The organism is Candidatus Methanoperedens sp., from assembly GCA_027460535.1.
Lineage (GTDB): Archaea > Halobacteriota > Methanosarcinia > Methanosarcinales > Methanoperedenaceae > Methanoperedens.
In genome coordinates this window covers 14,495-41,386 of sequence record JAPZAR010000030.1, presented here as the reverse complement: position 1 = coordinate 41,386, position 26,892 = coordinate 14,495, and the positions used below count along the sequence as shown (strand labels likewise).

Here is a 26,892-nt window from a genome sequence, read left to right as displayed (position 1 = left end):
TGCTCTCGAAAAGCGATGGAATTCAAACAACTTCTTTATAATGAAAATCAGGCACAAATCCTAAAATGAAGAATTAAACGGAAAGATTTTATAGTTTATGATTAAATTTTATTTACATGGGAGTACCATTTACAGCTGATCAATTTTTAGGAGTTTTTGAACAATATAACTTAGCTGTTTGGCCAATGCAGATTTTTTTATATCTAATTGCCTTGATTGCTTTAATTTTAATTTTATGGAAGGCAAAGAATTCAGATAAAATTATTTCAGGCATTCTAGCATTCTTTTGGTTGTGGATGGGTATCGTATATCATTTGATATATTTTACATCGATAAATAATGCCGCATATATTTTTGGAGCACTTTTTATCGTCCAATCAATATTATTTTTTATCTCAGGATTCATTAAATCTGACCTTTCTTTCAAATTTAATTTTAATGCATACACAATAGCAGGTGCCATTTTCATTTTATATGGATTGATAATTTACCCTATTCTTGGATATTCTTTTGGTCATGTTTATCCAAGAGCACCAACATTTGGGGTCCCTTGCCCCACAATAATATTTACTTTTGGGGTACTTTTATGGACAAATAAGAAATTCCCTAAATATTTATTAATAATCCCATTAATATGGTCCTTTTTAGGATTCAGTGCAGTATTAAATTGGGGAATTTTGGAAGATATAATGCTTTTAATCGCGGGTGTTCTTGGTACAGCTCTCATTGTATATAGGGATAGAAAATCGTAATTGAAAATTAAAGATGTGAAAAAAATAAAAATGCACATTTTTGTGATATTCTATTTTCCTTCTTTTAGCAATTGCCAAAACAACAGATGAAAGATAGAAATCCTCACGCAACCGTCTCTCTCTCAGTGACCTCCCTCACCCATTTTGACTTCCTTCATGGTTGCATCTTCAAGCTTTGAACCGCTTTCTGACTTGGTATATTTCTTTTTCACTTTATTAGCGATATCTTTTCCAAGCCTTTTACATTCTTCAAGATCTTTGTCTGTAGGTTGATACTGGATTCGCAATACGGGATCTATTATTTCCATGCCAAGCTTACGCATTTTTTCTGCGATCATTATAGGTGCTTCACCACTCCATCCGTAAGAGCCGAAAGCTGACCCTACTTTATTTGCTACATTTGCTTTTTCAAGGCTCTCAATAAATTTTTCCATAGGAGGCAGCATCTTGTAATAGAAAGTCGAAGAGCCAATCGCAATGGCATCCGCAGCTTTTATGTCCTCTATTCTTGCTTCATGGAAATTCATGGCTTTAGCGTCAATATTTCTTGATTTTGCACCTTCTACGATGGCATCTGCCATCGCTTTGGTGTTGCCTGATGTACTGAGATATACAACTACTACCTTTGGCATATTTTCCTCCCTTATCTTCTTGAATGGATGATCCTTCCACTCACACATTAATGTTATATGTTATCTGGGTAAAAGCTTTCGCTCAATTGGAGTTACAGAGACAGGTTTTTCAGAAAGTCTTATTTTTATTTCGAAAACTCTTTTTGCAGCCCTTTCCTGATCGCCATTAATATAGAGTGCACCTCTTTGCAGAAAAAAAATGAACCGGGGATAATGAAGACTGACAAAAAAATGCGAATCTTCGCCGGGATCGTATCAGTATTTTTTTTAGAGTCGTATCTGTGTCAGCTAAGGATAAAACAAAAAGTATCCATGCATCATACAATAATTGATGGCACATGAAAAGATTTATCAAGTCTTAAATTATATTTGACTGTCAGGAGATTGAATTAATGGAACAGGATCTGGCCCGAATAGGCGTTTCTCTTCCCGAGAACTTGCTTGAAAAATTTGATGAGATAATCGCCAAAAGAGGTTATTCTTCACGCTCTGAAGGCATACGCGATGCAATAAGGAGCTATATACGCTACTATGCATGGATGAGCGAGGTTGAAGGGGAAAGGTTGGGAACGATCTCACTTGTTTATGATCATAACCAGAGAGGGCTTGTCAACGCACTGCTTGATATCGAACATGAGTTCTCTGAAATAATACGCTCTTCCCTTCATGTTCACATAAATCACGATATGTGCATGGAAGTATTGCTGGTACGGGGAGAAGGCAGGGACGTTAAAAGCGTCACCGAGAGGATAATGACACTGAAAGGTGTGAAGCATGTCAAATTGACAACGATCATGCCCGGCGAAGAAATATAACTAAAAGGCTACCATTTTATCATTCTGCTTATTACGACATTCTTGTATGCCAGGTCGCGAAGTATCTTGATGATCTCATGTTTGGGGATGGCAATGGACTTTCTTGAAATACTGATAACATCCTCCACTTCCACCCTGCCATAATAACTCAGCAATCTCACGATCCGCATGACAGTGTTTTTTTGCCTCTCGCTCTCGCGCGTCTGGTATGTGCGGATGGCCCTGAGAAAATCGATCTTTCTGAACTCAGGCCAGTAGGGGGCGCAGAAATAAGCGGCGCACTCATTCCCGTTCGCCTGCCAGGGAAGAAAATTGGAGATCCTCTCATCCCCCCCTGTTCTGACAATAAGATCGACACAAGGTAAGGCTCCACCTGAGAGTGACAGGTTCTCGGTAATGGCATCTTCATCAATGTCTTCCAGGGACAGCATCCCTTTTTTGACCTTCGCCGCCATGGCCCTGGCTGCATCCACAAGCTCCTGTCTTCCCCCATAAGCAAGGGCAACATTCAGGTAAACCCCATCGTAATTCTTTGTTATTTCCTCAGCATGTCTTGCAGACGATTTCAGCGAGTCCGGAAGAAGGTCGGTGTTCCCCAGTATCCTGACCCTCATACGGCGTTTATGAGTCCTTGCATCCATGCATATCTTATCGAACTTTATACCTATAAGATCAAAAAGCCGCTTCTGTTCTTCAACCGGTCTTAAAAAATTTTCCGTGGAAAAAGCATAAACCGTGAGCTGGCTGATCCCCAGGTCAAAACTCCAGTCAAGCACGTTCTCGGTGGTATCCGCACCTTTGAAATGACCGTAATAGTACGCCATCCCATGTTTTTTTGCAAAGCGCCTGTTGCCGTCCATGATTATCGCAACATGCGAGGGGACTGGTTTTTCTTTTATTTCATTGGCAAGCAGCGTTTCATAACTTCCGTATATTAGATTTCCTGCAAAACTCAATATCTTCCTCAACTCATTAACAATCAAATGAGTATTAAAGTTTACCTAAAAATCTCCGAGTTTGCTCTGTTCTTTTTCTGCAGGTTCCTGTTCCATTGATGCACGTGTTCCTATTTGTCTTAAGATTTTCTGGGCTGTTTTCGTACCGATTATTTTTGCGATAATTTTCGGCTCTGCCACCCTGAGCGCTTCCATGTCCCTGAACCCTGCATCGTACAGCCTCCTGGCACGCACCCTGCCGATGCCCCTTATCTGGATAAGATCAAGCAGCTCGGGGCTTGCACCGTATTCCACGCGCTCCACAAGTTCCCTTGCTTTTTGCGCGCAAGACCTTTTCTGGAATGAACCAAGCTCTGCCATCGAATGCACGAGCCACTGTGTGGTTTCGGCCAGCGCCCTGATGTCCCCTTCGCCGATGCCGTATTTCTTGACGATCTCTTCTTCCTTTTTCTCGGTAATCCAATCAATCATAACGCATGCCGTCTTGACCTCGGACAGGAACCATTCATAATCCACCTTGAACTGCGCGGGGATCTGCACGAATTCGGTATGGTGCTCCATCACAATGTCGCTCAGAGGGTCATAGTCATTGGAGCGAAGGTAGAGTTTGCGCATATCCGGGGTACTGCAGACAAGATGGAGCAAGGTCAATTCAGTAAAAAATATCCTCTTTTCTTCTATCTTCTCCATTCCCTCAATTATCATCGAAGCTGAGAGGGGATCGATATACAAACGGGAGACCAGTTCCCCGAGGCGCGTCGGGAAAAGCCCATCTTTCTCAACGACCATTTTCTTATCGACCAGAAAACCGATCACCTTATCAATAACAACCTTCAGGCTCCAGGGCTCCTGCTGGCAGGAATAGAACGTGGCGCCCATGAACTCAAGGAGTTCTTCCATGCTTCTCGCGAAACCTGTCGCAATGGTGGAGAGGATGTGTGTTCGCAGGGCGTTCTCGCTCCCTAGCTTTGACCAGATCTTTTCGACCTTCGCAAGGACGTACTCCTGCATGAGTCCCTCCATTTCATCGTATGATTTTGCCACGAGCACTGATTCGCCATACGGGTCAAGGTGCGGACGTCCTGCCCTCCCCGCCATCTGCTTGTACTCAAGCACGGGTATGGGCGTCAGTCCGAAGTTGGCGTCGTATCTGCGGTATCCTTTGATCACGACCCTCCTCGCGGGGAGATTAAGACCCGCAGCAAGCGTTGGCGTAGCCGAAAGTGCTTTTATCGTTCCGGCTCGGAAGCCTGTCTCAATTATTTTGCGCTGCTCCGAGATAAGACCTGCATGATGAAATGCGCTTCCATTCTCGATGCAGAGGGCAAGTTTTTTTGCGGTGTCCACTTCGCTTGATTCGCGTATGTCTGCGGCCAGCAGTTTGAGTTTCTCTTTTGTTTCACTCGGAATAAGCGGGGATATCGCTGTCCCGATGCGGGAAGCCAGACCCTCGGCGTTCTTCCGGCTGCTCTCAAAAACAAGTATCTGCCCGCCTTCGGTGAGTGTATCCACCACGAGGGAAATGGTGCTGTCCCTTTGCGTTTCCTTGATCTCCCGCTGGCCGTTGATGAAATTTATCGCCCTCCCGAAAAAGACGCCTTCCTTTAATTCGATAGGGCGCCAGTCGCTTACCACCAGTTCGGCATTCAGCCATTTGGCGATCTCATTTGCATTCCCGATAGTGGCTGACAGTGCAATGATGTTCATTTCGGGATTGATGCGCATCAATTTTGCAAGAACGATCTCAAGTGTCGGGCCGCGGTCGGGAGAATCAATTAGATGGACCTCATCCGCGATCACGATAGTTATCTCTTCCATCCAGCGGCTCCTGTTGCGAAGGAGCGAATCCACTTTTTCAGAGGTTGCAACTATGATGTTAAAATTCCCCAGCCACTCGTCAGTTGAATCAAAATCGCCGGTCGCGATACCGCATGATACTCCCTTGCCATCACTTTTTTTTATGCTTTCAAAGCTTCTGAACCGATCGAACTTCTCACTGGCAAGCGCCCGCAGGGGAACGATGTATAATGCTTTTCCTTCCTTTTTTTCATCCAGTATTGATTTAAGCATCGCGAATTCCGCCAGCAGGGTTTTTCCTGAGGCTGTAGGTATCGCAGCCACGAGATTTTTGCTTTCAAGAAGTCCGGCCTTGATGGCTTCTGCCTGCGGCGGGTAAAGCTCTGTTATGCCTGAATCGTGATAGAACCGGATAATATTGGCGGGAAGTTTGAGGTCCTGGATTTTCATTTGTGATGCTAAAGGCATGTATGCTTAAAAAGAATTTCCAATGGCTGGATTTTTTGAAAAATGTAATATATTCGGAGTGACAAAATGCAATAAAGGGGGCTAAAATGTATGGAAAAGCTTTACGAGCAATCAGAAACGGGTTGTTGCCCACGATTCGATCCAGAGCCATGGGATGAAAAAGAGATCATCTGGCAGGATAAGTTATTCCTCAAGGACCATGTGACGAGCTTCTTACACATCCCTCTCAATTTCGAGAAGGTGATGGTGAATAATATGGAACGGATAAAAACTGCAGGCGCTCTTGCTCCGCAACCCATCACGCTCTCCGATGAAAATTCGCTCTGGGGAGCCGATGTTTATATCGCAGTGAGCAGGGAAGTGCCCGGGGCGAAGATGCAGAGGATATCGGGGACTTTTCTTTCGAAAGTGTTTGAAGGACCCTACAAGAATGCCGGGAAATGGGCAAAAGAAATGATTGCGTATGCGGTTTCAAAAGGCAAAGGGCTCAAGAAATTGTACTTCTTCTATACCGCTTGCCCTAAGTGCGCTGAATATTACGGAAAGAATTATACGGTGCTGCTGGCAAAGATTTAGGAGATAATAAATAAATTCCGCGTTTTTCGAGGAATTAGCAGTCGCTTCACAGGATTAAATATAATTTCGCAATTGTATAAGGCCGCGGATAAAAGCAGATTTATAAATCGATATCACTTTTTATCCCTTCAAATTACGGAATTAATTGAATCATCATATTTCAAATAATCATGAATAATCATGATAAGTCTTAAATACAATGAATAATCATTAATTAATGGGTGATCAAAATGGAGACTTTAGTTCAACCAGACTTTGTAATGAAAAGGAAGAAATGTGAGAATTGCGGCGAAGGTACTTTTGAATTCGGCGATGATATGAGATTCGATAAATACACCTGTACAGATTGCTCGCCACGAAAATAATCTTGGTTCAATCATTTTTTTAATTTATATTTACTTAATTTTTTTTTCAAATAGGATAATCCTTAGATTTGAAGAATTTATTTGTTTAACATTGATTCATGATATTGTGACAAGTTACAATTGTCAGGAAGAAGTTGCCAATGGCTCCTGGTAGGTTTGGTAACCATCAATAAGTATACTAGTAGAAAAGTATATTAAAATAAAAAGTATACTAATATACTATGGTCACAACAATCAAAGTTACAGATGAAACAAAGCAGCTACTGGATATGATCCAGGCAAGGATAACCCTGGCCCGGCACAAAAAAATGACGCTCACTGAGCTTATCGATGCCATGACCCGGCTTGCGCTAAAGCATGAGGATGAGCTATTTAAGATCGAGGATTCGGCGCCGCCTCAAAAAGAACCAGAGGTCAAACCCGGCATCGTGAAGATACCCAGAAATGGGTACGGCAAAGTGGAAGGAATGGATGTTTGCACAGAAGAATAAATGAACGATAGAAATTTCCTACAGTAAAGAGAGCATATTGCAGCAGTGCCGGAGCTTACAATTCACTTCTTCATCACTTCTCTCATCATCTTGATCGAGCACAGCTCCCCGCACATGCTGCACGTATCCACATTCCTGCTCCTGGCATGGATCTTCCTGGCTTTCTCACTATCTATGGCTATCGCGAACTGCCGATTCCAGTCAAGGTCCCGCCGTGCCAGCGCCATCTCACGGTCATAGGCTCGCGCCCGTTCCCTCACGCCTTCCTTTGTCAGGTCGGCTGCATGGGCAGCTATCCTTGTCACTATCGTGCCCTCCCTGATGTCCTCCAAGTCCGGAAGCGCAAGATGTTCGGCAGGCGTGGTCATGCACAGGAAATCCGCGCCGTGCATTCCTGCCACCGCGCCACCCATCGCGGCGGTTATATGATCGTACCCCGGCGCGATATCGGTAACAAGCGGGCCGAGAAGATAGAGCGGGGCGTTTCCTGTCAGGTGCTTCATCGCGCTCACCGAAAGCCCGATCTCATCTATCGGGACATGCCCCGGGCCTTCTACAAGAGTCTGGATGCCAGCCGCCCGCGCCCTTTTCACAAGCTCGCCAAGGGTAATGAACTCCTGGAACTTCGCCCTGTCCGAAGCATCGTTGATACACCCGGGGCGCATGCCGTCACCAAGGCTGAGTGTGAGGTCGTATTCTCGTGCAATCTCAAGCAGGTAATCATATTCTGAATAAAACGGGTTCTCCTTGCCGTTGTGCTCCATCCATGATATAGTGAACGCACCTCCACGGCTGACCACATCGAGTATCCTTTCACTGTTTTTCAGGCGCTCGAATGAACTTCGGGTCACCCCCGCATGCACTGTGATAAAATCAATGCCGTCTTCAGCATGCTTTCTTACGGCATTGAACATATCATCGGAGGTCATATTCTCGATACCCTGGCTTGCTGCCTGGTATATCGGAACGGAACCTACCGGGACACTGACAGCATCCATAATACGCTTGCGCACAAGGTCAAGGTCTCCGCCCGTGGATAAGTCCATTATGGTATCGGCGCCGTATTTTTCAGCGGTTTTTGCCTTCTCCACCTCTGCATCGATATCCGCGTAATCCCTTGAAGTGCCAAGATTTGCGTTGATCTTTGTCCGCATCAGTTTTCCTATGCCGACTGGAAGTGATCTGCTTTTGATATTCTTCGGGATGACGAGCAGCCCCTGGGCAAGGAGCGTCCGGACCGTTTCTGCGTTTACCCCCTCATTTGCAGCAACACGCTTAATCTCCGATGTCACAAGACCTGCATGCGCCTGCTCCATCAATGTGGTCATTTCTTCCTCGAACCGAACATTTTAGCATAAAGGCTCATTTCACGCTTTGATCTTTGTTTCTTTTGCACTGGCTTTTCCCCTGATGGATTTTCTGGCTCTTTTTTTTCTAAATTATCCCTGTTTTTTTCTATGATGGGTAAAGGCATGAGCTTTTTCAAAATTGAAGGCGATGCAGGGGAAGTCTGTTCAGCTTTTACAGGCAATGTCTCTTTTTTCACTTCTGTAACCTGGGCTTTGACAACAGGAACGCTGGCTCCTCCATGCTTGCTTTTCCTTGTCCTGATATCCACCAGTATGGGACGCTCGATATAGGTACTTACTATCATCGCAACGCCCGGTGCAAGGCGCTTGATATCCTCTTCCACATCTGAGCTTATACCTTCAAGTCCTTTGCTTATCGCTTTCAGGTCATTGGGATTCGTCACCTTCATAATGATCTGTGTATTGCACTGAGAAAGGATGTTCTTATCCACTCTTGCCGGGCGCTGTGAAACAACCATCAGGCCCAGACCGAATTTCCTCCCCTCCGAGGCGATTGTGCGAAGGATATCCGAACTCACCGTTCTCCCGAATCCCTTTTCAGGACAGAAATTGTGCGCCTCTTCAAGCACCAGCATCAGCGGAGGCACGGTGTTGAGCTTTCGAGCCTCGAAAAGGTCTCCGCACAACTTCGCAACTATCATGGCTTGCATATCGGGGTTCACACCCTTCATATCAATTATGGAGGCCCTGCCATCCTGAACGAGCTCGGAAACCGTCGTCGCCCTGTCTGATAATATACCAGTCTCCCTGAGCCCCTCCAGTTTATTGATAACGTTCCATTTGACCTTGCTTTTGTTCTGTCCCACTTCGAAAATAATATCGTCGATGGTATATGTCGATTTCTCGGCCTTGAGCTTCGAGACAGCCTCGTAGAGTATACCTGTCTGGTTCTGAGAGCTTTCTTCAGAGAAAAATTGCGCCAGGTCTTTTATTCCAAGGTTTATGCCGTTTAACCGAAAAAGCGTATCTGCCGCAGGATTAAGCATCTTATTGGCAGGCGTATATACTGTAACCTGCGTGGCGTAGCCTTTTGGCGTTATGCCGTACCGCTCAAAGGAAGACGCTTTCTCCTCATTCGGAAATTTAAGTGTGGAGTATTCCCCGTGCGGGTCAATGATGAGAAGTGGCACGTTCTTATCGAGAAGTTCTTCGAGTATGACCCCGCCGGTATAGGATTTGCCCGCGCCGGTCTTGGCAAGGATGCTACAGTGCTTCTGAACAAGGTTGTTGGCATCCAGATTAACATGTATATTCTGCCCTTCAAGGAGACCGATGTAAACATCCCCGCGCATCAGACCCAGCGTTTGTCTTATGAGCATCTCGTCTGCGTTGAAGACCTTATCTCCAGGGCTGAATGGGGATTTCGGCACGTTCAGGGTTCCCTCCTTGCTTCTTGAACCGATGACAGTTGCCTCGGCAATGATCCTCTCATCCATATCACCCATCCTGGAACCGCCCCCGGCTACGTCAACGGCTTCCTCTATGTCGAAATCCTCGCTGGAACTTGTGATGGATGTGACCTGGGCAAGTATCCATCCGTCAGATTCGTGCCAGACTTTAACATAATCAGATTTATTTGTGTTAATGATGTTGGAAACCGCGAACCTGAAGTTTAAAGAATCCGTTTTTCCGAATATGACGCCGACTGAGTCCTTTACCATTATCTATCAGAATTATTCCATTGAGTATTATAGTTTCCTTTTAGAGAAAGTATTTAGCCGTAGAAGGAAATTGAATTAATGAGGTAAGAATCATGGGGCTAATAGAAAGAACAAGTACGATCATAAAATCAAAAATAAACAAGATCTTAGGGAAATTCGAGGATCCGAGGGAAACTCTTGATTACTCTTATGAGAAACAGCTTGAACTCTTGCAGAACGTAAAGAGAGGCGTTGCGGAGGTCACGACCTCGAAGAAACGGCTTGAAATCCAGAAAGTAAAACTCGAGCAAAACGTGCAGAAACTGGACGATCAGTCGCGAGAGGCGGTAAAAGCAGGAAGGGAGGACCTTGCCAGGATCGCGCTTGAGAGGAAGAGCACATCGCAGGGCGAAATCGCAAGCCTCACCCAGCAGATCGCAGATATTGCAAATCAGCAGGAGAAGCTTACAGCAACTGAAAAGCGACTCTCCACGAAGATAGAATCCTTCCGCTCCACAAAAGAAACGATAAAAGCCCAGTACAGCGCGGCAGAGGCGCAGGTCAAGGTCACGGAAGCCGTCAGCGGCATCGGGGAAGAGATGAGCGATGTGGGCCTTGCAGTCCAGCGGGCGCAGGATAAGACAGAGACCATGAAAGCGCGCGCGGATGCGCTGGATGAACTTGTTGATGCAGGAACGCTTGAGGATGTGACTGGAGGAACGAAGGATGATATTGACAGGGAGCTTTCAAAGATAAAATCCAAGGGAGATGTGGATGCGCAGCTTGAGGCGCTGAAGAAGGAGATGGGAAAATGATAGTGAGATTAATGGGAGAAGGACAGTTTGAGATCGATAAGAAGCATGTGGATGAGATAAATAAAATAGACAATAATATTGTGAAGATCGTTAACAAAGGGAATGAGAAGGTCTTTAAAAGCGAATTCAAGAAGCTCAACGATTATGTGCGAAAGTACGGGAAGCCGATTCCGCATGAGATCCTGAAGCCGAGCGATGTGATAATACCGCCAGGGGATATCACGATCGAGGAGGCTAAGAAGATATTCAAGGGGGAGGGGCTGTTGCCGGATTAGGGAATTTCACCATATCAACTCTGTGCAGTCCATATGTCATACTGCACAAAATTTTATTTATAATTAGCAAACATCCTGTATGGAAATTGCTGATTTCCCAATACGAAACAATTAAATCCTTTTACTCACTTAGGAAGGCATCGTAGCACCGATGGTCTAGCGGCTATGACTTTAGCCTTCCAAGCTAATAACTCGGGTTCAAATCCCGATCGGTGCATTTCGGTTTTAAAAAAAACCGGGCAAAAAGATTATCGATACTTTTGAACGATTCCTAATGCTTCAAAAGAATCTAAAATGAATCCACTATTTATTATCATCTTTCTAGCATTAAAATATTCATGGACAGCGGTTATTTATTGATGATTTCTTATTAAATGTTAACCGGACAAAATCAACATCAAGATATGCAAATTAATGCCCTCGGTGCCCACATGATAGATACTCCATTTCAATCCCTCCAAGGGCTGATTTTAACTAAGTGGGATACTTGCCCCAGCTAAGATTACGTCTGCATTTCAATCCCTCCAAGGGCTGATTTTAACCGACCAGGGCATTGAGGTCCGGGAGCGCCTTGATCACATTTCAATCCCTCCAAGGGCTGATTTTAACCCTCGTCCGGGCATGACGGCATGTTTCCAGGTATTCGATTTCAATCCCTCCAAGGGCTGATTTTAACAAGGGATTAATATAACAACATCCCTATGATATCATTGATTTCAATCCCTCCAAGGGCTGATTTTAACGCCGGGATTATTTCATCTGGTTCTTTTTTGGTTACATATTTCAATCCCTCCAAGGGCTGATTTTAACATCATATACAGAGCCGTTAGTTAGTTTAACTAATCTATTTCAATCCCTCCAAGGGCTGATTTTAACTTCCGCACGGACTTGGTGTCGTGCCTCGATTCGCTATATTTCAATCCCTCCAAGGGCTGATTTTAACACCTGCAATTCCGTTTGTGTTGTATGTCACTATTGTCATTTCAATCCCTCCAAGGGCTGATTTTAACCACGCTCGTGATATTTGCAAATGGAGCAGTCGAAATATTTCAATCCCTCCAAGGGCTGATTTTAACCGAAGCCTTCCTCCTTGAACGGTTTGCTTGATTAATATTTCAATCCCTCCAAGGGCTGATTTTAACATTCTTTTGCACATACTCAGGTAGCTTGCTAAAGACCCATTTCAATCCCTCCAAGGGCTGATTTTAACACGGATGGGCGAACTTCACCAATCAGGAAGTATCAAGATTTCAATCCCTCCAAGGGCTGATTTTAACTCAGCACAGCAAGCGGGAACGTCGAAGTAGTTATAAATTTCAATCCCTCCAAGGGCTGATTTTAACGATTCACACGGTTCGCAGTTGTAGCAGCACCTTGCATATTTCAATCCCTCCAAGGGCTGATTTTAACTTGGTTCTGTATTTTATCAAGAAGCTCATCAAACCGTATTTCAATCCCTCCAAGGGCTGATTTTAACTTGTATGCCTGCAGAAATCTTCATCTCCATTCCTTATTTCAATCCCTCCAAGGGCTGATTTTAACATTGAGCATTATCTTAAGTGTGAGGTGCAAGTTGATGATTTCAATCCCTCCAAGGGCTGATTTTAACCATGGTGACTTCAATTCCATCCGCACTCGTCCACTTCATTTCAATCCCTCCAAGGGCTGATTTTAACGTTTTATAGGGAACCATGACCGAGAGCGAGGGCGAATATTTCAATCCCTCCAAGGGCTGATTTTAACGAGAATTACCCGGGCTGCTCGGTATCGTTGTTTGCTATTTCAATCCCTCCAAGGGCTGATTTTAACATGAAATAACAACCAAGGGTAGAGGAGGTTCTTATTGATTTCAATCCCTCCAAGGGCTGATTTTAACCTCGATACGCTCAACTTCCTCAAGGGCTACAAGTGAATTTCAATCCCTCCAAGGGCTGATTTTAACAAGAAGTCAGGGAAGAGGCAAGGAAAGCCTAGGCGTATTTCAATCCCTCCAAGGGCTGATTTTAACATTTGAAGTGCGCTCCCTGGATGTTCTTTACATCGCTATTTCAATCCCTCCAAGGGCTGATTTTAACTCGTGTAGGTCTGGTTGCTTGTCGTCTGTGCTGAGACATTTCAATCCCTCCAAGGGCTGATTTTAACTCCTTATGATCTACTCTCAAAACATAATAATTATGATATTTCAATCCCTCCAAGGGCTGATTTTAACAATATTTCAAAATTTCTATATCTGAAAAAACAGATATATTTCAATCCCTCCAAGGGCTGATTTTAACTTCTTACCGATCTGCTCAAAAGACGACATAGTCTTAAATTTCAATCCCTCCAAGGGCTGATTTTAACTGGTAGTATGAACCCCCGATCATAAGGATCATAGAGAATTTCAATCCCTCCAAGGGCTGATTTTAACAACGCGTGAACAAGATCGGAAACGCACTGCATACGCAGATTTCAATCCCTCCAAGGGCTGATTTTAACCGTCCATGAAGGTGATCCTGTTCGAGCGTTTTGCCTTATTTCAATCCCTCCAAGGGCTGATTTTAACATAACGCCACGACGGATTTTGTGCGTGTTCGTTCCGTATTTCAATCCCTCCAAGGGCTGATTTTAACGCACGCTATGGGGTTGAGGGGAGCACGTGGTACCACGATTTCAATCCCTCCAAGGGCTGATTTTAACTGGCGGAACTGACCTCGGAAAAGTTCGGGCTCACACATTTCAATCCCTCCAAGGGCTGATTTTAACGCTCCCCAGGGGCGTTCGCAGCTTCACGATCTCAGTAATTTCAATCCCTCCAAGGGCTGATTTTAACGTGATACAGCAGCCAAAGGCTCAGCGCCGGAGAGTCATTTCAATCCCTCCAAGGGCTGATTTTAACCAAGGAGGCTGCCCTCGCGCACAAGGCACCATATCATATTTCAATCCCTCCAAGGGCTGATTTTAACGATATATCGCGTGGATGCATTTCATACGATCACCGCCATTTCAATCCCTCCAAGGGCTGATTTTAACCTCAAGGAAGGCGGCATCGCCTGAGGAGCAGAATAATTTCAATCCCTCCAAGGGCTGATTTTAACCAGCATACATATCTATGTATGTATGCACGTATATAGTATTTCAATCCCTCCAAGGGCTGATTTTAACTGACAAACCTTGACGCGAACACCGGGTACATCTACGTATTTCAATCCCTCCAAGGGCTGATTTTAACTTTATAACAGATTTAGGCAAGAGCATTTCCTCCAGGATTTCAATCCCTCCAAGGGCTGATTTTAACCAAGCTTTTTCCAGCTGGATTTTCGGTTGAATTTGGTTGAAAAAACAGACAATTTTTCAGGTATCGTCTATTGATTTTCTCTCAAATATAAATAGAACTCATTCCACAAAAACCTTTGCAAAAATAGAATTTTCAGTCGTGCATCCCAGGTTTTGTATTTGCTTTATAAAGATCCACGACTTTAGATCATCGACATCAGATTATTGTTGTGATCTCAGCCTTTTTAGTTCCTATTTCATCAATAGCGAGATACTTCCGATCTCTCGATTTATAACAGATAACATTATCCTGGGATTCATCTATTACATCCCTGAGCCCATTCATTATCTTCATGTATTCAGGTTCTGTAAGCTCCCCTTCCAGCACACTATTCTGCACCCAATTAAGATACTGCTTGAGGTAAATCCTCACCTTGTTCACCCTTTCCACCCCCACATCATAAACAATTATTACATACAAGATTACCACCACATAATGAGAGGTTTGTAATCCTTTTCACCAAGGCAATGCTTCACGAGTTTATACAATTCAAGTCTTATAAGCCGTTTGAAAGAAACATTTTGTTCCAGTCCTCTGTGTTTGATAGTTGTGGAAAGCTTCTCATTATATTCTGCCAGGAACAGCTTTTTCCCTTTTTCACTGAGCAGCATATCTCCTATCTCCCCCCTGAAACAAGCATCGTCAAGCATGTTCTTATTCACAAGCTTCAGGATGATCCTGTCGATAATTATGGGTTTGAATATCTCGCTTACATCAAGAGCAAGCGAGAATCTCCTTTCAAATGGCTCATGAAGGAAAGAAATAGTGGGGTTTAACTGGGTATTGTATATTTCCGAAAGAGTTGTTGTGTACATCAGGGAATTCCCGAAACTGATTAACGTGTTCATCCTGTTCGCCGGCGGCATCCTTGACCTTTTGATTATCCTGTAATTCTCAGGGAATATCTCATCAAGCGCCGTATAATAAATATTCCTTATCCGTCCTTCTACATTCATGACCTCAGGGATAGTTGCTGTCCCCGGCAGTCTCGCGATCTCGGATTCGATGCCGCTGATATGTGTTTCAAGACTTTTCATCTCCCGCGCGTAATAGTTGAGATTTTTCAGGATATTGCCGCAAGCGCCTTCAACAAAGGATTTTGCAAGTATCAGTCTCTTTGCGCTGTCGAGATAATTCGATGCCTGCTTCACGGTCAGATCGCCGCTTATCAGCGTTTCGCGCGGATAGAATGAGCCTTCGTAAAAACCATAATAATTAAAGAAGTGTATCGGTATCCCGCTCTTTGCAAGATAATCCACGACCCCGGATGAAAAGCTGAGCCTGCCGTATGCGTATATTGAGTATATCTTATTTACCGGAAGGGCGCGTTTTGTGTTTTCGTTCTCGAAATATACCGTATTTTCATGCCTTGTAAGGCCGCCGTCCTGTGTGATATAATAATCTTCCTTCATACTTCATCTCCAAAACAGAATTCGAAATAAGCGCATTTCGGGCAGATCTTTATCCTTTTAGGTTGCGGCATCCTTCCCATTGCGATCTTCCTGATATCATTTATCACATTTTCCATTTCCAATTCATCTTTTTCAAGAAGCACTATCTCTTCTTTCCTGCTAACGAGGGGATAATTTATTTCGCCTGTGGCGCTGATACCTTTTGATTTCAGGTAATACAGGTAATATAGCATCTGCCAGCGATGTGCCACTTCCATGCTTTTTGTTTTTTTTATTTCATGGAGAACAATGGTATCACCCTTCCGGATGAAATCGATGCTTATCGTCTGGTCGATTGTTATCTCTTTTGAGTCGCGCTTATAGCGGTCTTCATGCAGGAGTTTTCCAATATTCACATTGTCATTCTCTTTCTCAAGCGTGATATTGTGCGAAAACAGCCAGAGTTTGGTATGGCAGATGAAGTAGTATGTTACTTTAATGCCTGTGATGCGCATGGCACCGGCCATGATGTCTTCAGGTTGGGGTCTTTCTTTTTCTTCCAAAGTTACATCTTGCGGATTCATGCCACCATGTTCCTATTTTCAACCCATTCCACTAGACGTTCTGCATCCCTGAACATTTCCTGTGCAGGTTTTGTTGATAGACCTTTCACCATTCAAATCCCTCGCGCTTAAAGAGTACTTCACCTCTTTTTAATTCTTTGTATATTGAACTGCTTCTTATGTCTTTCATCTCTGTATCATTCTTTATCATCGGCGATACCGGGTTTCCGAATTTATTTCCGATAACCTGGATCAGGTTTTTCATCTCTTCTTCCACCTGTGATTTATCTGCTTTACAGACGATGAAAATATCTATATCGCTGTCCGCTCTCTCAGTGCCTTTTAAAACGCTTCCGAAGAGTACTGCTAACTCTATCCCAGAAAAGCTTTCAATCGAACCTTTAAGCGACTTTTTAAGTTCAGAGAGAAGGTTTTTTTCATTCTCAAAAATGTTCTGTAGAAGAGCATAAAGAATATGCTCTTTGTTCAGCGAATACAGATTTGCCTTTCCGATGCGTTCCCTGTCAAGAAGTCCATTCGCGAGGAGAAACTTTACGTTCCTGTGAACGCTCGCCTGCGGTATCCCCGCTATCCTCTGGAGTTCGCTTTCTGTGAATTCTTTTTCAAGATAGGTGAAAAATGCCCTTAGCAGCTTCACCTTTGTTCTATTGCCTAATATCTCGTCAAGAACATTGTGGAATTTCATAGTTATATAACCATTTTTGAATGAATTTATTCATTTTTGAATTTATAAAGGTTTGGGATGAATGAAATATACGGTTGGGTTCATCTTTTTAGATGACTCTTTGTCCTTGCACAGATTGGTACGAATCGTACCCACCGCAGAGGGCGCAGAGTCCGCAAAGAGCTGGCGGCGCGGGGGTGAGGGAGGATGGGGAGCGGGGGATAACAAAATAATACAATATGAACTATTCAAATTCCATTAATTTTATTATTTCCCCTGTAGATAGCACATCAACTACAAACTGCTTTTTTAATGCCTTGTCATTAGACCAAATAGCCCCATTTAATTTCATAGCAAGCGCAAAATACTGAACATCATTGGGATCAGGAGATATTTGCTCTGCTTCTTTATAGAATTCTTCAAACTCTTCAAATGAAACAAATTCAATTTCTTTTTCAAGAAAATCAAACACCTTTCCAATCTCTTCTGTTGAAAGTCCAGTTTTCTTAATAATCTCACTGGTGTGTTTTTCAACTTCCACCATAAGAAATTCAGGAGCTACAAAATCAAATCTTTTTTTAGCTTTATTCAAAAAAAAAATGTCTAATGTTTTCCCACCTTTTATGAGAACCGAAAAAACAACGTTGGCATCAACAATGAGGAGCATTTATCCCATCGCTGAAGTTTTGAATTTTTTTGCAAGTGATTTATTAACCTTTCTACCAAGCTCTAACGCATCCTCGTCGGTCATCTTGCTTTTGGAAACAATGGATTTCAAATCACTCAGTTCATTGACTTTCTTTTTGAGAAGATCTCTGGTGATCGCATGCCAGTCTATTTCAAAGCTTGCCATTTTTCTCCAGAGTTCTTCAGGAATGGTAACTTTCAATTCAGCCATATATTATAGTTTGATATTGTCTTATATAAGCATTGTTATGGATCAAAACAACCTCAGACGCCTTATCACAAAATTTTACTGTGCTTCAATAAATTTTTAGAAAGAATTATATATATAGCACCAGATAAATTTCTGGCGCTTCATGGAGACCGGAGCAACCACAAAAACGCAAAAAATATTCCAGAGAACAATGGTTAATCACTCTCCGAAAAACGAATCCGCAGATTTCACAGATTAACGCAGATTTATTGCAAGGGCATATATCGCACTCTTCAGACTGTTTTTTTCTGCGGCGCTGTGCACGAATCAGGGAGCACCACCGCAAAGCGCGCAGAGTCCGCAAAGAGCAGGCGGCGCGGAAGTGAGCGCGTATCGGCGGGTCGGGGAAGAACGTGCAGGAGGGCGGGCTCCTTACAGTCTTTGAGGTGAAATTTTATAAACAGAATGCGATAAATTTCCGGCGCTTCTGCGAAAAACGAAACCGCAGATGGACGCAAAACTTTATGAAAGTTTTATCAAACGAGGGATATGCTTCGCATACCCCAACACTGCGTAAACCGAAGTTCCGGTTTATGAACGCGGATTTATTGCATGGGATATATCGCATTTGCTAGGATGTTTTTCCATGCGGTGCCATGCAAGAATCAGGAGGCATCACCGCAAAGGGCGCAGAGTCCGCAAAGAACTGGCGGCGCGGGGGTGAGGGAGGATGGGGGGCGGGGGAGTGGATGTGGCAGGGCGACACCATATGAAACGCAATAAGAGATGAGATTTCTTGATGCAATTTTATATTATATTTTGATTCTCTTCATGTTCATTTATCAATAATCCCAATTCTGGATCATACTTTGCCTCTATAAAAATCTTTTTTTCGAAATCAACCCGTCCTTCTTTGAGTAGTTTTTGAAATTGACCGTTCGTTAATTGCAGACAATATTGCATAGCATCGAATAACTTTTTATTTCGGATACAATCAAGATATTCATGCCGATATTTTTCAGGAACCGCTTCTATGGAATTAAATAAATCATAAAAGTCTGATTCTTTTGTGTTTGAATTATTGAAAGGTACTATACGATCTATCATTTTTCTAAATGAAGTTTTGGTATCTTCAAATTCTTTTAGTTTATCGCCAAAACCATTAATGTATATTTCATCGACTGCTTCATATAATTTATCTTCAAACAATAAATCAATTTCATTGAGAACTTTTAAAGTTTTATTTACAATCTCTGTATCATAGATATATCGATCATTTTCAGAACCTTTTGAAAAAACAAATACATCGCAAATGCCTTTGAGTGGTAATCCATCGCTGTTTTTTCGTCTGTTAATTCTTCCAAATCGCTGAATTAAAGCATCAATTGGAGCTGGTTCAGAGAAACATACATCATAATCGATATCCAATGAAACTTCAATGACTTGTGTACCCACTAATAAATTCAGATTTTCAAGATTTTTTTCAATTGCTTCTCTATCTTTCAAGATAAATCTGCCATGCAACAAAGCAGAGTCGTTAACTTCATCTCTCAATAATTTATAAACATCCTGGGCTCTATTTACTGTATTACACACAACCAATACTTTTTCTTTATTCTGCAATCTTTTTATTATTAAATCAATATTTTCAAGGATATCTCCATCGATTATCTTGCATTTGTGGCGAAGGTATTTGCTCAACTCTTTTTTATCCATAACCATTTCATTTTCAATATGAAGATTATCTAAAAACATATTTTTCAGAAATGATGGCATCGTTGCAGACATTATCAATATCTTAGCATCATTCTCTTCTATCAAATACTCGCACATTGATAATATCAATCCCGCTGTTTTGGCATCATAGGAGTGTATCTCATCAAAAATATATCTCCCGCGGTACATTTCTAATAATCCCATCTCATATCCTTTCAATGAAAAGAAGTGTTTTAAACATTGAAAAGGCGTCATTACTTTGTATGGACTATAAATTTTTTTAGATAAATTATGTATTTCTCTAAAATCACCATCCTCGAACATCTTATATAAAAAATAAGTCGCTTTTCCATGTAATAGCGATACACAACCATCATCTGAATAATATGGGCTTAATTTCATCAATAATCGCCTATACATTGCGTTTATACTCGCAGTGTAGGGTAAAACATAAAATATTCTATTTCCTTGTGATTTATCGAGATTATTTGTAGCCCAGAACAGAGATGCTTCCGTTTTTCCAGAACCAGTTGGTGAAATAATTATCGCATTACCTTTTGTTGATAAACATTTTGCCTGAACACTCGTAAAGGACTTAAAATTATATACTTCACTCAAGCTTGGTAGTGGTTTAAGTATCTTTTTTATCCCACTTGAAGCTAAATAATCACAAGAATTTATCATCCCTTTTCCAAAGATTCCTATTTTTGATGAAAAGTTCATTCTTTTCTTTTGTATTATTTCCTCCCATATCGACTTATCTTTTGATATTTTCTCTATAATATCGACCTTGCATTCTATTGAGCCTAATATCTTTTTAGAGATTTCTGGATATTTCTTTATTATTTCATTCAGTGCATTTATATTAGGTTTGATTTCCTCTAATCGTTCTTCATAACGAATCCCCAAAAAATCATTATCTTCAATATATTCGACTAATTTATTAATATCTTTATGGTGAGTTAGCACTAAGATCTTGACAAAATCGAGATTTTCTTTGTTCAGGCAGTTAATAAAAGGTGTTGAAAGAATTTCATGCCTATACTTCCATTTTTCTCCTTTTGGAGATAATGATTTTTGAAAACCTTCTGCAGCTTTACCAAAATCATGAAAAAACAAAGCATCAAAAGCATCACTATAAAAAGAAGGATAATTTGTAAATTTTTGTAAATCTGGATAAATATCCTTTAGTTGAGCAAAAATATTAAGGCAATTATTTATATGTTCTTCAAGTGATTCGCCATTACTTTTGGCTTTTATTGTTGAACTCATGCATAAAAACTCCCTTATTTAGCTCAGTATCATAGTATCCCCTTTCAATCTGTTGTTTTGATTCTACGATACAATAAGTTCTTACTTCAATTGGTTTTCTTTCAGCTTTGTCAGTATAATCAGAGGGTAAAGCAACGATTTGCCCTGGCACTCTTCCATCGAAAGGTATAATTGTATTATATATTTCAACATTTTCTTTTGGAATCAATTTCACTTCTTTTATCTTTGTTATCTTAGCTAAATCTGATTGCCTTCCAAGTAAAAGAGTGAAACGTGGATTCTCTAAATATTGTTTAAAATCTAGATCAGATATATATAATGTCAATATACAATCATATAAAAATTCCCTGTGTATTATATTGCTACCAAGATAGGAAACGGGTTTATTTTTGTCTCCTCCACCGAACTCCAGAATGCGCTCCAGATCAACGCCACTTCCTCTAGATGTAAAATCATAACCAATGGATAAATCATAAATACTGACTTTTTCACCCTTTGCAGCGGAGAGCAAACCGTATATCGTAGATATTGGAGGAATTTTATATGTAGGCTGATAAGATACCACAAACATGGGGTATCTAAATGAGGCTGTAATTGCCCGTATTTCAACACGAAGAACTTCCATTTTACTCGCCAATAATTTTATTATTAGTTAATATCTCCTCTATGAATTGATCTATTGCTTTAACTGGAGTCGTAATTACAACATTAACTCCCGATGGTGCTTTGAAACTCTCTAATTCTTTGTCTTTATCTGATCCAAAACCCGATAATTTACCGATATAGACTTTGCTCAACAGTGATTCCTTATAATCCTCCAACATCTCAGATAATGCATCGATATTGACCAATCCATTATCGTATTTATTGTGAGGCATTACATCCATGAATATGTTATTTCCATTATTCAATACTGCCAGCATAATTAACTTGGGAGTTACATCAGTATGATGCAATGTCTGCATTGCCCCGCCATTCAAAAACTTCAAGGCTTTAATGGTATCAGAAATTCGCGTCTTCTTTTTTTCTAACGGAAGTGAATATGTTTTTTCATCTTTTTTTAATCCATTTTTTTCATATTTTTCTGCAAGGTCTTTTGACAAGTTTTTGCTACCAGGTTTATCAATTGTTGTGAATTTCCCTACGGAATCAATATCCAGCGCAAAAATACCTTTAAAGATATTGCTATAAAATTGATGAGTAAAAAGTATTGGATCAGTTTCAAGTTTTCTCACTAATACACCAAAATCTGAAGTAGGTCGTATTGGAAATCCAATTAAAGGCGAGCATTTTAATGGAGATACCCTTGTCACGGTTACATTTTCCATCTTTGGCTTATCACTTTTATCCTTCTCTCCCGTATCAATTTTTCTGGCACTCATATACCCAAAAATATCATCATCATCGTATTCCAGCGGATCACCTTTAGTAACAGCTTGATTTTTTCCAATTTTTTCCACAGGTGAGCATTTCCATCCAAATTTATTTTCTAAAACCATTCTCCACCAGTATCTTAACGCTTGTGCTGAAACGTATGGCCTCATTCCTTCTGGAGATTGAATTACTTTGGTTGCTACTTCATTCTCGTTCGCTGCTCCCTGATCTATTCCTCGATTATTCAGCGCCGAAAAAGGCGCATCAATTAAGTAAGTTCCTATTATAGTTTTCATTCTTCATCACCTATTGATTTTTCTTGTTCGACATCATCAATTACTCCACTCGATAGCATATTATGCAATTTTTCGTATAACCTTATAATTATCAAATCCTGAACTTCTTTCCAATTGGAATAATCTTCCGGGATGATTGCTGAGATATAATCTTCATAAGTTATCATAGGTTGCTCCTTACCTAATTTTTGCCAATCCCTGAAAACTAATCTCAATTGATTTCTAAAAGTTGGAAAATCTCTGGCTGAAATAATATCATTAACTCTCTTTTTATTATTATTCTCTTCGATGCAGATGGCGATTTTATCAGCCAGATTTTTGATACCCTCAATTCTCTGTTTATTCATATTTCTCACTAACTCCATATAGGACTCAACTATAATCCATGGTAATGTTGGTTTCTTTTCGTTATCATCTCTGAAAGCCCATAATATGCTTTCATTTTTTAATAAAGAATCATGAATCCTATTATAACTGACTTTCCAGACTGGAAAATCACTTTTTGCATCAGATTTCGCATAATGTTTTGAAAGTAAATCATACCAATTTTTTTTATATTGAGGACTTGTCATCACATTGATAACAAATCTGAATATATTATTCGGTATTTTATGTATTGTAACTCCGGCCGGATTTTGATTGTAATTATCAACGCGATATATTACAATTTCTTCGTTTTGTTTTAAAAGTCCCAACTTTTTATATTTTGTAGAGGTTTTATATGCTAAATGAAACAAGGCATTTTGTGTTGATTTAAAACCTTCATCAAATATGCCAGAAACGTCTTTGGATTTATAACCACCCAGTAATTTTTTTTGAGTAATATATCCTATACATTCTTCTCCAAATGTTTTCATAACGTCCGTATTGTTACAGCTTATGCAACTTGGTTTTCCACCAGTTTTATAAAATAGAATAGGTGCAAATTGAATTGCCAAAGCGCATTTTGCACAAATATCAATGCCATTTTTAAATGATGGGGAAAAATTAGTAAAATCAGATGAACCGACTAAAGGTATTTGTGTTTTGACGAAAGGTTTATTATCTTTCCTCTTGTATGCATGTTTCCCACAAAAAATACAATAATCCCCATCATTTTCAGATTTATCTAAACCTTCTATTAATTCATATAGAAACTCTTTGGACTTTCCTTCTCTATCATAATTCTTGGCATATTGAACATAAGTGCTATTTGGAAATATGGATAAAATATCTTTTGACCAAGCAGGTGTTAGATAAAGCTCAATAAGTTCATCTGTAATCTTTTTTAATTCTTCTTTTGAACAGTCATTTATTTCTTTATTTCCCAATAATTTAATTGCGAGCAAACCGGAATCAACGATTGGATCCCCAACAAATTCATTTCTCATTTCGATATCGTTATTCATCACTTCCCCTCCCCCATCCTCCTCTCCCCCCTTATCCCCTCCGCCAGTTCATCCAGAAACTCCGGCGGCATCCCCGCACTTATCAAAAGCCCCAGCATCGAAGTTGCCCCCCGGAGATAGCTCTGTTTCGCAAGCCTTTCATTATCAAAATGCTCTATACCGTATTCCAGCACTTTATTCCAGTAGCCATCGAAGGTAAGATCCATCAACAGCATTGATACCTCATCGCATCCGGGCAAATGCTGCGCTATATCCTCAGGGCTCATCTTCAGTTCCTCAGGCTCATAGCCTTCAGCCATGAGATCAGTACATTGCGCGCAGAAATGCCGCTCCGCCCCCAGCATCGATTCCGGGCAGTCCATGTCCATGCCGCAGATAGAGCATGCTACTGTCAACATTTTTGTGCTCTTTGCTTTTCCACCTCTTTTCTCCACCATCATCAACACTTTAAATTAACTGCGAGGTTATAAAACTTTGTGGAGCGGGGTGAAACTATTTTCCCGCACATCTCTTAGTTTGGCTTTCTTGCAGGTAATCGGAATGTAGAGCCCAATTAATAAATCTGCGTTCATCTGCGTTTATCTGCGGTTAAATTTTTCATATGTTGACCCTGATCCACAACATCCACACATCCGAACCCCATCGCATTCTTCTCCCCAAGCCCTGCATCGTAAGCGAACTTCAAAAGCTCAGGACTTGCCTGGATTCGCAGACTCATGAGATTGCATCGCCTATAGCCTTCTGATATTTTGATGCGCTTTGGCTTGATGCCCTCAGTTTCAATTACATCGAAATGATCAAGGGGTGCTTTGCCATAAAATTCAGTGAAGCGTTCTGTCAGGTTCTTGTGGAGGTTCTCGTAGAACTTCGGCTCAGTAGGATAGAGATCGACCTCTTTCAAACTTTCATTCTCTTTACGCATGGTCTTGACATAGATTGGAGATACGGTCTTGAACCAGCACTCGTCGCCTAAAGATGGTTCTTTCAGTATTTCGATGCGCTCAATTACGAAATTTGCTCTGCCGTCTGGTCCATCTAAATAGAATTCTGAGTGTTGGAGAAGACCTTCGGTAAAACTCTTGATGAATCTGTCATCAGGTGAGGACAGGATAAAATATGCCCTCTCAAAACAAAGACCTGATTTACAGGTTTTTCTATTCATCAACACAAGATTGGAGAATGTATAGAACTTGAATCCCTGATGAGCATGAGTTTCGTTAGCCAGCTTGACATCCGCGCCGGCAAGTTTGAAATAGAGCATTGATGCCAGACCATACTGATAATCGAAATTAACAGGAAGGTTTGAGATGTTTCTGACTGTTATTTTACTTCTCAATTAGATTCTCCTTAGTTTTCTTATTTTCTCAATTCCACCTTCAACTTTAGCGAGGCGCTCATAGAAAGTATTTGCCATGATTATCTGCGCGTCTATCAGAGGTCCAACCTCCCTGATCCAGATTGAGCGAGGATGTGTTTTTATAAATTTGGCCCATCGCTCGATATGCTCGGTATGAGTCCTGTCTTTCATGATAACCGCAACCTTCGTCCGCTCTTTTATTTCTCTGCTTATTCAGGTTATTTAGTATATTTACGAGATGATATGCCTTGTTACATGCTGAGGGCTTCAAAAACACCATGAATATGCGAACAGGAGCGCAGGATTCAGAGCGGCGCCATGCTGGAGAGCGGGGTGATCTGCGGAGCTTGATTTTTGGTGGGAGGTGTGGCTCCGTGCAAGAATCAGGAGGCTTCACCGCAAAGTGCGCAGAGTCCGCAACGGCTGCGCGGGGGGTCGAGTGTCGGGGGCGGCGGTTCAAATCTCGATCGGTGCATGCTACTTGCTTTCCATCCCTAATCTAAGACAGGTCTGGTAATATACCCACATCGCATGCGATTTCAAAAAATAATATATCTCTGAAGAAATTCCCTCACTTCTGATCTTTTTTATCAGAGCTGGAATATCAAGTTCTACAGGGCAATTATCTTTGCACTTACCGCATGTGAGACAGAGTTCCAGCTTCTCGTTCTTTTCGTTATTGCAGAGGGAATAATATGCGATCCCTTTCCCTCCGAGGTAATTATCCAGAGCGAATTCATTGCCAACAGTATTATACATCGGGCAGCAGAGCAGGCAATTCCCGCATCCCACGCACTGGAGAAGTTCCTTGAACCCTTTCGCCGCAAGCTCGCTCCTTTTATTATCCAGCAGCACCACGACGACCTCAGAAGGATAATGAACGCCTTTTATGAATTTCTTCTCCACATCCGCGGTCTTGCTGACCCCGCTTATCACCTCAACGAAAGAAGGGATGGTCGAACCCGTGGCATTGTAGCATAAAATTTTCAGCATGTTCATCGCCGATTCGATATCGGGATATATCTTATCTATCGAGGTCACAACTATATGCTTTTCTTTTCTCATGACCTCGTAGATATTCCCCTCATTATGGGTCAGCACGATGGACCCTTCCTCGGCTGTTATGGCATTGGCCCCGGTGATGCCGATCTTTGCCTTCCCGATGTTCAGGATCACATCCTCCCTGACTATTCTCACAATGTCTTCCGGAGTTTCCTTTATAGACGTACCATAGTGTTTTGAAAGTCCATGTGCTATTTCTTTAGCCGAAAGGTGAGTTACAGGGCCCGTAGGATGGGAAGGTTTCGCATGTAGCAGCTGCAAGATCCGATCTCCGATATCGGTCTCAACCACGGTCAATCCTTTTTTCTCAAGAGCTTTGGTCAATTCTATTTCTTTGGTGACATTGGATTTGGACTTTACAACGAGTTTTTCCTTTCCTATCTCATCGAGGATTACGTTTATAGCCTCATTTTTTTCCTTTACATAATGAACTGTTATGCCGTTTTTCCTGAGCTTGTCGATAGTCCTCGCAAGAAGCTCTTCATTCCCGACGCAGAACTCCCTGTCAGCTTTGAGCCTCTTTTTCCTCCCCTTAAAGTCTCTGGGCACATTCTGTGCCTGCCTTTCTTTCACCGACTTAAAGGCTTTCCTAAGAGCGATGACTTCTTCAAAGTTCATACTGAATTCACTTGGTAATTGAATT

The 26,892-nt window shown here is 41.6% G+C and carries 25 protein-coding genes, 1 tRNA gene and 1 CRISPR repeat array; of the genes, 7 read left to right on the top strand and 19 right to left on the bottom strand.

Annotation, left to right across the window (positions count from 1 at the left end):
* Nucleotides 1–116: 116 nt before the first annotated feature.
* A complete protein-coding gene (locus O8C65_13845) occupies nucleotides 117–752 on the top strand; it encodes a DUF6064 family protein (protein MCZ7358002.1) in 636 nt (211 codons plus the stop codon).
* Nucleotides 753–874: 122 nt separating this feature from the next.
* Here the strand turns inward: O8C65_13845 and O8C65_13840 are convergent, their stop codons facing one another.
* Entirely contained in the window at nucleotides 875–1,384 is a 510-nt protein-coding gene (locus O8C65_13840; protein MCZ7358001.1) for a flavodoxin domain-containing protein, read from the bottom strand.
* Between the two features lie 392 nt (nucleotides 1,385–1,776).
* Here O8C65_13840 and nikR point away from each other — a divergent pair, with 392 nt between their 5' ends.
* The gene (gene nikR / locus O8C65_13835; GenBank protein ID MCZ7358000.1) at nucleotides 1,777–2,199 is read left to right on the top strand and encodes a nickel-responsive transcriptional regulator NikR; all 423 of its coding nucleotides are present in this window, start codon (nucleotides 1,777–1,779) and stop codon (nucleotides 2,197–2,199) included.
* A gap of 8 nt (nucleotides 2,200–2,207) precedes the next feature.
* Here the strand turns inward: nikR and uppS are convergent, their stop codons facing one another.
* Together uppS and O8C65_13825 are read right to left on the bottom strand one after the other, a co-directional pair.
* Complete coding sequence (gene uppS, locus O8C65_13830; GenBank protein ID MCZ7357999.1) at nucleotides 2,208–3,155, bottom strand: polyprenyl diphosphate synthase; 948 nt, start codon at nucleotides 3,153–3,155, stop codon at nucleotides 2,208–2,210.
* A 45-nt stretch (nucleotides 3,156–3,200) separates the two neighbouring features.
* The gene (locus tag O8C65_13825; GenBank protein MCZ7357998.1) at nucleotides 3,201–5,402 is read right to left on the bottom strand and encodes an ATP-dependent DNA helicase; all 2,202 of its coding nucleotides are present in this window, start codon (nucleotides 5,400–5,402) and stop codon (nucleotides 3,201–3,203) included.
* A 108-nt stretch (nucleotides 5,403–5,510) separates the two neighbouring features.
* Between O8C65_13825 and O8C65_13820 the strand changes: the two genes are divergently transcribed.
* Together O8C65_13820 and O8C65_13815 are read left to right on the top strand one after the other, a co-directional pair.
* Nucleotides 5,511–5,996, top strand: a complete 486-nt coding sequence (locus O8C65_13820; GenBank protein ID MCZ7357997.1) for a hypothetical protein — start codon at nucleotides 5,511–5,513, stop codon at nucleotides 5,994–5,996.
* A gap of 586 nt (nucleotides 5,997–6,582) precedes the next feature.
* Nucleotides 6,583–6,852: a hypothetical protein gene (locus tag O8C65_13815; GenBank protein MCZ7357996.1), complete on the top strand. Its 270-nt coding sequence runs from the start codon at nucleotides 6,583–6,585 to the stop codon at nucleotides 6,850–6,852.
* A gap of 62 nt (nucleotides 6,853–6,914) precedes the next feature.
* On the opposite strand, the gene thiC is transcribed toward O8C65_13815, so the two are convergent.
* Both thiC and O8C65_13805 read right to left on the bottom strand, forming a co-directional pair.
* A complete protein-coding gene (gene thiC, locus O8C65_13810; protein ID MCZ7357995.1) occupies nucleotides 6,915–8,180 on the bottom strand; it encodes a phosphomethylpyrimidine synthase ThiC in 1,266 nt (421 codons plus the stop codon).
* Nucleotides 8,177–9,883, bottom strand: coding sequence for an ATP-binding protein (locus O8C65_13805; GenBank protein MCZ7357994.1), 1,707 nt, complete (start codon nucleotides 9,881–9,883; stop codon nucleotides 8,177–8,179). Before O8C65_13805 ends, thiC begins: the two co-directional genes overlap by 4 nt.
* Nucleotides 9,884–9,975: 92 nt before the next feature.
* Here O8C65_13805 and O8C65_13800 point away from each other — a divergent pair, with 92 nt between their 5' ends.
* From O8C65_13800 to O8C65_13790, 3 genes are all read left to right on the top strand, one after another.
* Nucleotides 9,976–10,677 (top strand): PspA/IM30 family protein, encoded by a 702-nt coding sequence (locus tag O8C65_13800; GenBank protein ID MCZ7357993.1) that lies wholly within the window; start codon nucleotides 9,976–9,978, stop codon nucleotides 10,675–10,677.
* Entirely contained in the window at nucleotides 10,674–10,952 is a 279-nt protein-coding gene (locus O8C65_13795) for a hypothetical protein (protein MCZ7357992.1), read from the top strand. The genes O8C65_13800 and O8C65_13795 overlap by 4 nt, the downstream gene beginning before the upstream one ends.
* A gap of 145 nt (nucleotides 10,953–11,097) precedes the next feature.
* Nucleotides 11,098–11,169: transfer RNA gene (locus tag O8C65_13790), tRNA-Gly, on the top strand.
* Between the two features lie 228 nt (nucleotides 11,170–11,397).
* Nucleotides 11,398–14,229: direct repeats of the CRISPR family, unit length 30 nt; unit sequence ATTTCAATCCCTCCAAGGGCTGATTTTAAC.
* Nucleotides 14,230–14,424: 195 nt separating this feature from the next.
* On the opposite strand, the gene cas2 is transcribed toward O8C65_13790, so the two are convergent.
* The 14 genes from cas2 to O8C65_13720 form a co-directional block, all read right to left on the bottom strand.
* The gene (cas2, locus tag O8C65_13785) at nucleotides 14,425–14,688 is read right to left on the bottom strand and encodes a CRISPR-associated endonuclease Cas2 (GenBank protein MCZ7357991.1); all 264 of its coding nucleotides are present in this window, start codon (nucleotides 14,686–14,688) and stop codon (nucleotides 14,425–14,427) included.
* A gap of 2 nt (nucleotides 14,689–14,690) precedes the next feature.
* Nucleotides 14,691–15,680, bottom strand: coding sequence for a type I-B CRISPR-associated endonuclease Cas1b (gene cas1b, locus O8C65_13780; GenBank protein ID MCZ7357990.1), 990 nt, complete (start codon nucleotides 15,678–15,680; stop codon nucleotides 14,691–14,693).
* Complete coding sequence (cas4, locus tag O8C65_13775) at nucleotides 15,677–16,243, bottom strand: CRISPR-associated protein Cas4 (protein MCZ7357989.1); 567 nt, start codon at nucleotides 16,241–16,243, stop codon at nucleotides 15,677–15,679. The genes cas1b and cas4 overlap by 4 nt, the downstream gene beginning before the upstream one ends.
* A gap of 85 nt (nucleotides 16,244–16,328) precedes the next feature.
* Nucleotides 16,329–16,928 (bottom strand): nucleotidyltransferase domain-containing protein, encoded by a 600-nt coding sequence (locus O8C65_13770; GenBank protein ID MCZ7357988.1) that lies wholly within the window; start codon nucleotides 16,926–16,928, stop codon nucleotides 16,329–16,331.
* Between the two features lie 223 nt (nucleotides 16,929–17,151).
* Entirely contained in the window at nucleotides 17,152–17,574 is a 423-nt protein-coding gene (locus O8C65_13765; protein ID MCZ7357987.1) for a PIN domain-containing protein, read from the bottom strand.
* Nucleotides 17,575–17,805 carry a hypothetical protein gene (locus O8C65_13760; GenBank protein ID MCZ7357986.1) on the bottom strand — a complete coding sequence of 77 codons (231 nt, stop codon included), beginning with the start codon at nucleotides 17,803–17,805 and terminating at the stop codon, nucleotides 17,575–17,577.
* A 786-nt stretch (nucleotides 17,806–18,591) separates the two neighbouring features.
* On the bottom strand, nucleotides 18,592–20,772 hold the full coding sequence (gene cas3, locus O8C65_13755) for a CRISPR-associated helicase Cas3' (GenBank protein ID MCZ7357985.1): 2,181 nt from the start codon (nucleotides 20,770–20,772) through the stop codon (nucleotides 18,592–18,594).
* Complete coding sequence (gene cas5b / locus O8C65_13750; protein MCZ7357984.1) at nucleotides 20,744–21,397, bottom strand: type I-B CRISPR-associated protein Cas5b; 654 nt, start codon at nucleotides 21,395–21,397, stop codon at nucleotides 20,744–20,746. Before cas5b ends, cas3 begins: the two co-directional genes overlap by 29 nt.
* A gap of 1 nt (nucleotide 21,398) precedes the next feature.
* Entirely contained in the window at nucleotides 21,399–22,442 is a 1,044-nt protein-coding gene (gene cas7i, locus O8C65_13745) for a type I-B CRISPR-associated protein Cas7/Cst2/DevR (protein ID MCZ7357983.1), read from the bottom strand.
* Nucleotides 22,439–23,830 carry a type I-B CRISPR-associated protein Cas8b1/Cst1 gene (gene cas8a1, locus O8C65_13740; GenBank protein MCZ7357982.1) on the bottom strand — a complete coding sequence of 464 codons (1,392 nt, stop codon included), beginning with the start codon at nucleotides 23,828–23,830 and terminating at the stop codon, nucleotides 22,439–22,441. The genes cas7i and cas8a1 overlap by 4 nt, the downstream gene beginning before the upstream one ends.
* Nucleotides 23,830–24,270 (bottom strand): hypothetical protein, encoded by a 441-nt coding sequence (locus tag O8C65_13735; protein ID MCZ7357981.1) that lies wholly within the window; start codon nucleotides 24,268–24,270, stop codon nucleotides 23,830–23,832. The genes cas8a1 and O8C65_13735 overlap by 1 nt, the downstream gene beginning before the upstream one ends.
* Nucleotides 24,271–24,398: 128 nt before the next feature.
* On the bottom strand, nucleotides 24,399–25,166 hold the full coding sequence (gene cas6 / locus O8C65_13730) for a CRISPR-associated endoribonuclease Cas6 (protein ID MCZ7357980.1): 768 nt from the start codon (nucleotides 25,164–25,166) through the stop codon (nucleotides 24,399–24,401).
* Entirely contained in the window at nucleotides 25,167–25,358 is a 192-nt protein-coding gene (locus O8C65_13725) for a hypothetical protein (protein MCZ7357979.1), read from the bottom strand. It lies immediately after the preceding gene.
* Between the two features lie 306 nt (nucleotides 25,359–25,664).
* The gene (locus tag O8C65_13720; protein MCZ7357978.1) at nucleotides 25,665–26,867 is read right to left on the bottom strand and encodes an LUD domain-containing protein; all 1,203 of its coding nucleotides are present in this window, start codon (nucleotides 26,865–26,867) and stop codon (nucleotides 25,665–25,667) included.
* Nucleotides 26,868–26,892 lie beyond the last annotated feature (25 nt).

Excerpts from the sequence above, each read along its gene's own strand:
- O8C65_13845 (MCZ7358002.1), top strand. The coding sequence starts at position 117 with ATGGGAGTACCATTTACAGCTGATCAATTTTTAGGAGTTTTTGAACAA.
- O8C65_13840 (MCZ7358001.1), bottom strand. The coding sequence starts at position 1,384 with ATGCCAAAGGTAGTAGTTGTATATCTCAGTACATCAGGCAACACCAAA.
- nikR (MCZ7358000.1), top strand. The coding sequence starts at position 1,777 with ATGGAACAGGATCTGGCCCGAATAGGCGTTTCTCTTCCCGAGAACTTG.
- O8C65_13825 (MCZ7357998.1), bottom strand. The coding sequence starts at position 5,402 with ATGAAAATCCAGGACCTCAAACTTCCCGCCAATATTATCCGGTTCTAT.
- O8C65_13820 (MCZ7357997.1), top strand. The coding sequence starts at position 5,511 with ATGGAAAAGCTTTACGAGCAATCAGAAACGGGTTGTTGCCCACGATTC.
- O8C65_13815 (MCZ7357996.1), top strand. The coding sequence starts at position 6,583 with ATGGTCACAACAATCAAAGTTACAGATGAAACAAAGCAGCTACTGGAT.
- thiC (MCZ7357995.1), bottom strand. The coding sequence starts at position 8,180 with ATGACCACATTGATGGAGCAGGCGCATGCAGGTCTTGTGACATCGGAG.
- O8C65_13805 (MCZ7357994.1), bottom strand. The coding sequence starts at position 9,883 with ATGGTAAAGGACTCAGTCGGCGTCATATTCGGAAAAACGGATTCTTTA.
- O8C65_13800 (MCZ7357993.1), top strand. The coding sequence starts at position 9,976 with ATGGGGCTAATAGAAAGAACAAGTACGATCATAAAATCAAAAATAAAC.
- O8C65_13795 (MCZ7357992.1), top strand. The coding sequence starts at position 10,674 with ATGATAGTGAGATTAATGGGAGAAGGACAGTTTGAGATCGATAAGAAG.
- cas1b (MCZ7357990.1), bottom strand. The coding sequence starts at position 15,680 with ATGAAGGAAGATTATTATATCACACAGGACGGCGGCCTTACAAGGCAT.
- cas4 (MCZ7357989.1), bottom strand. The coding sequence starts at position 16,243 with ATGAATCCGCAAGATGTAACTTTGGAAGAAAAAGAAAGACCCCAACCT.
- O8C65_13770 (MCZ7357988.1), bottom strand. The coding sequence starts at position 16,928 with ATGAAATTCCACAATGTTCTTGACGAGATATTAGGCAATAGAACAAAG.
- O8C65_13765 (MCZ7357987.1), bottom strand. The coding sequence starts at position 17,574 with ATGCTCCTCATTGTTGATGCCAACGTTGTTTTTTCGGTTCTCATAAAA.
- O8C65_13760 (MCZ7357986.1), bottom strand. The coding sequence starts at position 17,805 with ATGGCTGAATTGAAAGTTACCATTCCTGAAGAACTCTGGAGAAAAATG.
- cas3 (MCZ7357985.1), bottom strand. The coding sequence starts at position 20,772 with ATGAGTTCAACAATAAAAGCCAAAAGTAATGGCGAATCACTTGAAGAA.
- cas5b (MCZ7357984.1), bottom strand. The coding sequence starts at position 21,397 with ATGGAAGTTCTTCGTGTTGAAATACGGGCAATTACAGCCTCATTTAGA.
- cas7i (MCZ7357983.1), bottom strand. The coding sequence starts at position 22,442 with ATGAAAACTATAATAGGAACTTACTTAATTGATGCGCCTTTTTCGGCG.
- cas8a1 (MCZ7357982.1), bottom strand. The coding sequence starts at position 23,830 with ATGAATAACGATATCGAAATGAGAAATGAATTTGTTGGGGATCCAATC.
- O8C65_13735 (MCZ7357981.1), bottom strand. The coding sequence starts at position 24,270 with ATGATGGTGGAGAAAAGAGGTGGAAAAGCAAAGAGCACAAAAATGTTG.
- O8C65_13725 (MCZ7357979.1), bottom strand. The coding sequence starts at position 25,358 with ATGAAAGACAGGACTCATACCGAGCATATCGAGCGATGGGCCAAATTT.
- O8C65_13720 (MCZ7357978.1), bottom strand. The coding sequence starts at position 26,867 with ATGAACTTTGAAGAAGTCATCGCTCTTAGGAAAGCCTTTAAGTCGGTG.